We start from the raw sequence: 7,815 nt of genomic DNA on the forward strand, positions 1-7,815 counted from the left end.
ATTAAGGTCCTAGATCTTGTTGGAATTGTTTTAATTGTTGCAATAGCTCAGCTTCGCTAAATGCCCCTGTTAAACGGAGTCCACGAACTTCCTGTTGTTGAGCATTTAAAAATAAATAGGTCGGCGGACCTAAAATATCCCATTGATTTAATAATTGTTGATGACTGGCATCATAATGACTTAAATCCAACTTAATCAGCGTGTATGGACTGAGTGCTTGCTGGACTTGGGCCGATTTTAAAATGCGATGCTCAATCGGCTGACATGCCACGCACCAGTCTGCATAAACATCAATCACAATAGCGCGATCTTTCGGAGCTTGCGCCAAAATTTGCTGAAACTCTGCGGCAGTTTGCGCTACATGCCACTGCATCTGTTGCTGTCCCTGTTTCACGAAGAAACGCTGGCTTTGCTGATACTGGCTATACAGCACATAAGGAACCACCAACAGCAAAATCATGAGATACAATGGGCGTAAAGGCGATTGTTGCCATAGGGCACGATACAGCGCATAACCGATAAAGCTGAGACCCAATAACAGACTTAAACCCTGCATCCAGCTTTCTAAAAGCAAGGGGCGAATGAAATAAAGTGCTAAGGCTAACATCAGAAAGGCAAATAACACCTTAATCTGGTTCATCCATAAACCTGCTTTTGGCAAGGCTTTAGCCCCGAGAATACTGGCCAACAATAAAGGTAGGCCCATACCAAAACCCAGCGTGAATAACAGCAAAGCACCTTGCCACTGATTCTGAGTTTGAGAAATAAATAGCAAAGCACCTGCCAGCGGTGCTGTCATACAAGGGCCGACCAGCAAAGCTGAAATCATCCCCATAACTGCCGCGCCAATCAGGCTACCGCCTTTCTGCATCGACTGCCAATGGTCTAGACGATGCACCATCGCTTGGGGCAAACGTAATTCAAACAGTCCAAATAAATTGAGCGCAAACACCACGAACAGCAAACTAAATGCAATTAAAGTTGAGGGCTGTTGTAACCAACGCTGAAAGTTCAAACCTGCCGAAGAGGCAACCAAGCCCAACACCGCATAGACCATGGCCATACTGCACACAAACACCAAAGCAATCATCCATGCTTTAACTCCGCGCCGATCACGTACAATCAAGGAACTGAGAATCGGGATCATGGGTAAAGAACAAGGGGTAAATGCCAACAAAATACCCAAGCCTAAAAACAGCAATAAGCCATAAATCGGTGAGCGTTCGGCCAATTGTGTAGACCAATGTTGATCCTGTGCCGTTTGTTGTGTAGGCGCTGAAAGTTTCTGATCCAAGGCATCTGGATTTTCAGCAGAAAGAGTATTGCTATTCGCGCTTAAATCTAACAACCTTTTGGGAGCGACCGTTTGGTTCTGTAAGGCCACCAAACCATCTGCGTCTGTTTTAAATTCAATGACTTGTGGGGGATAACAAATACGGTCTTTGGCACAACCTTGCCAAGTCACTTGATACGTTTGCGAAGCCTGCGTTGGCACCTTAAATTGCACTTGCTGATAATAGACTTGCGTTTGACCATAGTTATCATCATGCAAGTCCTCTGCCTTTGGCAGTTTTAAGGGCAAAATATGTTGCCCCTGACGCACCTCAAATTTGTGCTGATACAGATAATAATGTTCAGGGATATTCCAATGTAACTGCACTTCCTGTGCAGAAACCGATTCTATTTGAATTGGAAAAGCCTCTTCAGCGGATAGCAATGACGACTGTGCATGCAATAGTGTTGAACAAAAGAACAAAAGACTACTACATAGTAAGAGCATACTGCGTGCATAAGATTTTGAAAGCAGCAGAGACTTTTCCATAAACAAGAGTGGCACCGCCTTAGAATAAGTATGAAACGCCTAGACCTGATTGATAACTTTTATCTGCACCACTGAGTACGACACCAACACTGGCATCGAACTGGGTACGGTCATTCAATGCATACATGACCCCCGAACCCAGTGAGTACTCATAATCTTGGCTTTCCGCCTTGCGGTATACAAATTCAGAAAAACCAGACCATTTATCGGAAAGCTTATAACCAATGGTAGGTACAGCCGTCACAGCCCAGTCCCCATCTTGAACTTCATAACGCATGGTAATGGACGTGTCGACCAAATCACTTTGCTTATACGAAACGACAGTCGCCAAGGCATAAATATCATCATGCGCGGTAAAGCCATCATTGCCAGTTGCTAACACTGCTTCCAAAAGCACAGCCATGGCCAAGTTGTCATCATTCAGATCAATTGCACTTTTTAAACCAATGCTAACATCACCTAAACCGTCTTCATCAACCGTTTTACCCGCTTGCTTAACCTGACTCCATGATGGGCCTTGCCAACCCAGTTGTAATTCTAAGTTATGTGCAATCCCCGTACGAAGTAGCATGTCGGCATTCAGCGTGGTCGTTTTTTGCTGCACACCATTGACCGTACTTTCTTCATAATTTGCACTCGGTAAACCTTGCTCCCAAGCCAGTTGCCCAACAGGGGTAATACCTGTGCCAATGCCTGAACCTGGACGTTCAAACGAAAATTCCGTGGCAAAAACTGGCGATGCCACAGCAAGCGTCAGTGCTAAGACACCATATTGTTGTAAATTTTTCATAATTTGCCTCGGTGATTAAGCCAATTCTTTCGACATTTTTGCACCCTGACTACGCAATAGCTCTAGGGTTTGACGTTCTTCAGGCAAAGCTTCGCCCCAATTAATTTCATCAAAGTCGCAATCAAAAAATAAATCACTAATTGAAGATAAAATCGTCAGCCCTTGCTCATCACGGGTATTGGGATCAACCTTGATTGCCAACAAACGCTGCACAGCAGGTACACACGCTGAACTTGCTGCATCCCAAAGTGGACCATACAACTCTTCGCTATCCCATAAATGAAAATTAGCTTTGGCTTGAATTAAGGCTTCCAAAATATCCAAATGAACGGCTAATTCTTGCTGTTTTTGTTCTTCGCTGAGCCCTTGACCTGCTTCATAGGCTTCGCTGACATGTTCCCACCATTGAAATAAACCATCCGACCACACTGAAACTGCAGGTCCTTTTTCAGCATCAATAAAGTTTGGATCTAAACCACCAGCCAAAAGATGTTGTACTTGTGGCAGGTCTAATTCTTCTATCGCCTGCACAAAGACTTGTTGTTGTGCTGTTAACATGGAACATTCTCTTTCATCAATTTTAGAATATTATGCCGAATTCTCGGTGTTTTGTTTTATGTAAATGTATATCTAAAGTTTTTAATTCATATAAAAAAAGCCCCGCAGGGCTTTTTTTCGATTATAGGCTCAATCAGAGCACTTCATCTTCTTCATCATCAATCACATCTTTGTCTCCATCAGCATATTCTAATGGCCCACCTCGGGGATTTTCTCTTTTTTCAAACACATGCTCAAGACTGCGTTTCAAACGCTCCATAGCGCCGTGAAAAGCGGTATCCACGTTATGAGCTTTATGATTCACAACCACAGGTTTTAATCCTGCTGGACGTGCTTCAATCATACACTTAATGTCATCATCGCCGCCTTTTACGCCATTTTCATCACTTAAATGCACTGAAAAATGGGTAATACGTTCACTATGACGTTGAAATTCTTGATTCAGTTCTGCACGCACATAACTAATTAAACGATCATTATTTTGAATGTTTTTATCTGTACGGATTTCAATGTTCATAATCTCATCCTCTTTATTTATCTGAATCTTTTTTGTGCAAAACTTTTCTATCTTGGCACGCTTGTAACTTGCTGTTTACACAGCATTCGAACATCTTTAATCAATTTTGGAACCAATCTCCTCATTGAAATGATGAACACTTTTGAGTCTGCAGAATCGTGTCCTTGTCCTTTGAATATCGGGCTTAACTCAAAAATATGCAAGTGCTATTTTAAAAAAATTATCAAAAGGATAACCAATTGTGACAACTCCTTACTTGCATGGTCAAGAACTCATCAACTCGATACGTACCGCACCCTATTCCCGTGATTTAATTGGCTGTCATGGTCAAATTCCTGATGCTGCATGGCCCAATCAGGCCCGTATTGCAGTGAGTTTGTCCTGAATTATGAAGAAGGTGAAGAAAACCACATCGAGCATGGAGATGCAGGTTCGGAACAGTTTTTATCAAAAATTTTTGGCGCTGTGAGCTTCCCCGATAAACAGATGTCGCTGGGCTCGATGATGAATATGATTCTCGGGCGGGGTTCTGGCGTATTCATAAAGAATTCCAGTGTCGTCAGCTTCCCATAAGCATTTTGGGTATGGGCAACGCTGGTATATTATCAACATATGGATGCGGCTACTGAACGTCAGCATATGGATCAAGCCATAAGTATTTTAGATGCCTTATTTGGCTACGTACCTCTCGGTTGGTATACTGGACGAGATAGCCCTCAAACACGACCTTTACTGGCTGAGTTTCCGCAAATCCAGTACAACAGTGATTACGATGCTGATGATTTACCTTTCTGGACGACATTGACCAATACCATAGGTGAACGTCGCCCACACCTCATTATTCCTTATACGCTGGATAGCCATGATATGAAATTCAGTGCTGCGAATGGTTTTAGTACCAGTGAGCAATTTTTCAAGATTTAAAAGATTCTTTTGCTGTTTTATATGCTGAAGGGGAACATCGTCCTAAAATGCTCTCGATGGGTATGCATTGTCGCTTGCTTGGTCGTCTAAGGCACTTTAAAGCCTGACAAAAATTTTTAGATTATATTCAATCACATGAACAAGTCTGGATCTGCTGGCGTGACGATATTGCGCAACATCAGTATCAAGAACATCCACCGACGACATAAATACAGCAAGCCTATTGGTAATGTTGAACCTGCCCTACACCAAAGCATATGAACTGAGCGTAAATGCATTGGGATATAGGCATTTGCGTCAACTACACTGTATTCATAAGTTTTATTGCATAATCGTGCCTTAAAGATTGTTCACCTCAGTAAACAATAAAATACCGCCCGACTTCCCTCCTTATATATGTTCTCACTCGACTCAAAGCTCCCCACAATTGACCATTCAGTTAATTATTTTTCACAGAGTTGGTGCAAATATCTGTCTTATAAAACTTTTATGTTGCTGAATAAACACCAAATAAATTTAAATCATGTTTTTACACTCTCAAAAAAACCAATAAAACATATACCATTTGATAAAAATATGAATATTTTCAATGACATTGGGTAGCGTTTTTTCACCTACTTTTCAATGGCTGTTTTTTTAAATTATTGGTCAAATTTGGCTTTATTTTTGCTAAAGAATCTGTATCCTTTATACGCTTTCTCGGGGGAGATATTTTTAATGAAACTGACTCAAATTGCGGCAACCTGTGCATTGGCTACTGCTGCGACTTTTACTCAAGCAGCGCCAATCTGGCAAGATTTTAGTATCACGGGTTTATATGGTGAAGATTACCAACTGATTGCACGTGAAGACGAGCAAAGTACGGTAACTTTTGAATATGCAGCAAAATTGCAATACGGTGATTTTTTCGCTTTTGCTGACCGTACCAATAACGATGTGAGTGGCAACGAAACTTATTTCGAAGTTTCACCGCGTTTGAGCCTTGGTGCAGTCTCTGGTCAAAAACTTGAGCTTGGACCCATTAAAGATGTATTGGTTGCAACCACTTGGGAAGGTGGCGAAGGTTTCAATAACTACTTATATGGTATTGGTGTAGATTTGGCGATTCCATATTTCCAATATGCGCAAGTTAACCTTTACAAAGTAGACAACTACAAAAACACACCTGACGATTATCAAATGACTTTGGTTTACGGTGTGCCATTTAAAGTCGGTTCAGAAGACTTCTTGGTTGATGGCTTCTTAGACTGGTCGACTGCTGAAGAAGATGGTCATGCGAGCGAAATGAACTGGACCACACAGTGGAAATGGAATGTAGGTAAACACATTTCTCCAAATACACGCTTATACCTTGGTACCGAATGGTCTGTATGGAACAACAAATACAGTATTAAAGGTAAAGACGAAAATAACGTCAGTGCTTTAATTAAATACCATTTCTAAGGATTTAATTAACGCTAAAAAAGCAAGACACTGGTCTTGCTTTTTTTATGGCTAAATGAAAAGTTCCACCGTTTAAATTAAGCGTTTTGGACGTAAATTCTCTGCAATGAGACTGATCACCGCATGATTTTGTTGCATGGCATTTCGATAAAAGCTTTTTAATTGGGTTAACAATAAGGTCAATTCAGCTTGATCCAACTCAGCCGTGTTATTCCCTAATAACTGAGCAATATCGGAAGTAGGACGGTGTTGCCGACAGTATTTTTGCAAATCTTCTGTGCTGATTTGTTCGAGTGCCTGTGTTAATTCCATGACATGAACCGCAGGGTTATAACGTGCAACAGGTTTTAATTTTGGATGTTCTGAAAGGGGATATTCTGCATAAATTAAATCATGCAAACTCAAACTTGCTGAACTATGTTGGCTCAAGACCTGATCTAACACAGGCCACAGTTTCCCCAAATCAATTTGCTGCTGTAAGTTTGGTGCATGTTCTATATCCTTCATGTTGTAGGCATCAAGCATCAAGTTTTCTAAATCATTCGGGGCAATGCTAAAAAGAAACGCGTCCATGATGAGCACCTTCTTATATTTATTGAAATTAGCTTAGCTCGATTTACACGGCAAAACACTCGGTAAAATGTGTCAATTCAACAGTAGTTTGTAACCTAAGAAGCCAACAATTTTATTTCTGTTTGTCTTATTCAAAACTCGCTGTATCGACACAGGCCATTTCGCTACAACCATTTGGAGATTTCAATTCCTACGGTTTGCCGTAGAATAATCCTGACTCTATTCTTCTATTTGAATAACAATGAATATTTTTAAAATTTTAACACTTGGCTGCACAATGAGCGTCTTTCTATCATTTTCCAGCACTCAGGCTGCGGAATGGAACTATGAACAAGAATTACAGCAAGGCTGTGGCAAACTGAAACAATACGCCCGATTGGGTAAGCAATATTATGACCAAAAACAATATGCCAAAGCCTTAACCCAATTTGAAGATCAGGCGGCTTGGTCACATTTTTGCCAAATCAATGCCGATGAAAGTGGTGTCAATGTCACAGATCGTGAGATCGAAATCGCCAACAATAATGTCGGGCTGACCTATGCCAAACTGGGTAAACCCCTTTGGGCACGGGCATGGTTTCTACGTAACCCCGATTCGAAAATGAGCCAGTTTAATTTGTCCCAATTGCCCAAAATGCAACAATCGACATCATTGGCAGGAACTTATGTGGCAAAAAATGGTTTCGGACAATGGGACACCATCACCGTAAAGAAACTAAAAAATGCTTATCAAATTGAATTTGAAGGCTACTACTTCGGTTTACGCGGTCTAATTTATGGACCAAACCTCGGCAGTTTTGATATAGAAATGCCGTTAAATCAGAAACATGCCGTGTACCATTATGAAGATTGTCAGATTGATTTAACGTTTGCCATGCACCCGCAGCAGGGACAGCAAATTGTGGTGGAAGAGCAGCAAAATACATCAGGCTGTGGCTTTGGGCATAATGTTTCGGCCAGTGGTACCTATCTGAAAGTGGAAGCTAAATAACCTATATCTTTTTCTCTATAATTTTTTTGAGGGTAATAAAATGGCGAAATTCTTAAATACCAGTGCAACTAATTTTTTTCTAGAAGAATTAGGGCGTGTCCTCATTTGAAAAATAGATTTTAAAGACTTAATATAATCTTTCAAATTCCTTATATTTCTATATATTTCAATGGCACGTACCCTTTTAACAGATGATA

The 7,815-nt window shown here is 41.0% G+C and carries 8 protein-coding genes and 1 pseudogene; 3 read left to right on the forward strand and 6 right to left on the reverse strand.

The window, feature by feature from the left end; all coding sequences use genetic code 11:
* Nucleotide 1: 1 nt before the first annotated feature.
* The 4 genes from dsbD to DCO44_RS03100 form a co-directional block, all read right to left on the reverse strand.
* Entirely contained in the window at nt 2–1,822 is a 1,821-nt protein-coding gene (gene dsbD, locus DCO44_RS03085) for a protein-disulfide reductase DsbD (RefSeq protein ID WP_228157495.1), read from the reverse strand.
* A gap of 19 nt (nt 1,823–1,841) precedes the next feature.
* Nucleotides 1,842–2,612 carry a transporter gene (locus tag DCO44_RS03090; RefSeq protein ID WP_116759147.1) on the reverse strand — a complete coding sequence of 257 codons (771 nt, stop codon included), beginning with the start codon at nt 2,610–2,612 and terminating at the stop codon, nt 1,842–1,844.
* Nucleotides 2,613–2,627: 15 nt separating this feature from the next.
* Nucleotides 2,628–3,170 (reverse strand): ankyrin repeat domain-containing protein, encoded by a 543-nt coding sequence (locus DCO44_RS03095; protein ID WP_116759148.1) that lies wholly within the window; start codon nt 3,168–3,170, stop codon nt 2,628–2,630.
* A gap of 133 nt (nt 3,171–3,303) precedes the next feature.
* Nucleotides 3,304–3,687: an HPF/RaiA family ribosome-associated protein gene (locus DCO44_RS03100; protein WP_116759149.1), complete on the reverse strand. Its 384-nt coding sequence runs from the start codon at nt 3,685–3,687 to the stop codon at nt 3,304–3,306.
* A 241-nt stretch (nt 3,688–3,928) separates the two neighbouring features.
* Between DCO44_RS03100 and DCO44_RS03105 the strand changes: the two are divergent.
* Nucleotides 3,929–4,820: pseudogene (locus DCO44_RS03105) on the forward strand (allantoinase).
* Nucleotides 4,821–5,328: 508 nt separating this feature from the next.
* Nucleotides 5,329–6,054 carry an outer membrane protein OmpK gene (locus tag DCO44_RS03110; protein WP_016168861.1) on the forward strand — a complete coding sequence of 242 codons (726 nt, stop codon included), beginning with the start codon at nt 5,329–5,331 and terminating at the stop codon, nt 6,052–6,054.
* A 72-nt stretch (nt 6,055–6,126) separates the two neighbouring features.
* On the opposite strand, the gene DCO44_RS03115 is transcribed toward DCO44_RS03110, so the two are convergent.
* Entirely contained in the window at nt 6,127–6,627 is a 501-nt protein-coding gene (locus tag DCO44_RS03115) for a DUF1877 family protein (protein ID WP_116759150.1), read from the reverse strand.
* 277 nt (nt 6,628–6,904) lie between these two features.
* On the opposite strand from DCO44_RS03115, the gene DCO44_RS03120 reads away from it, so the two are divergent.
* Nucleotides 6,905–7,618, forward strand: coding sequence for a hypothetical protein (locus tag DCO44_RS03120; protein WP_228157496.1), 714 nt, complete (start codon nt 6,905–6,907; stop codon nt 7,616–7,618).
* Between the two features lie 15 nt (nt 7,619–7,633).
* On the opposite strand, the gene DCO44_RS16735 is transcribed toward DCO44_RS03120, so the two are convergent.
* On the reverse strand, nt 7,634–7,815 hold a 182-nt coding region (locus tag DCO44_RS16735), incomplete at its 5' end, for a hypothetical protein (protein WP_213066306.1).

It is taken from the genome of Acinetobacter sp. AM (genome assembly GCF_003105055.1).
In the GTDB taxonomy this organism is placed as follows: Bacteria; Pseudomonadota; Gammaproteobacteria; order Pseudomonadales; family Moraxellaceae; genus Acinetobacter; species Acinetobacter tibetensis.